Consider the following 279-nt stretch of genomic DNA (forward strand, 5'->3'; position numbering starts at 1 on the left):
TGGCGTAGGGGAATGGTACGGCAAGCTTGTTGCCGGCCTGGACGCGGCTACGCTTACGAAGTTTGCCCACGAGAATTTTCCGGAGGGCCGCCCTCTTTGTCCCTTTCTGCAAGCCGCCTATCCGGGGCAGATCTGCAATAAGGCAGGTGGGGTGTGCACCATACGGCAACACCGCTATCACACCGACAACTCGGTGACTGTTGCAGGTTCTCGCCTGATCACGATATGCCCCAATCGCTTTTGGGATCAGAACAAGATCTTCGGCTGGATTGGCCAGGA

At 57.3% G+C, this 279-nt stretch carries 1 protein-coding gene; it reads left to right on the plus strand.

Translation table 11 applies throughout. The features are described from left to right. A partial coding sequence (locus tag EN852_RS40475; RefSeq protein ID WP_210238350.1) for a NotI family restriction endonuclease occupies positions 1-279 on the plus strand: 279 nt, incomplete at both ends.

Origin of the sequence: Mesorhizobium sp. M2E.F.Ca.ET.209.01.1.1 (assembly GCF_004010375.2) — a bacterium.
In the GTDB taxonomy this organism is placed as follows: domain Bacteria; phylum Pseudomonadota; class Alphaproteobacteria; order Rhizobiales; family Rhizobiaceae; genus Mesorhizobium.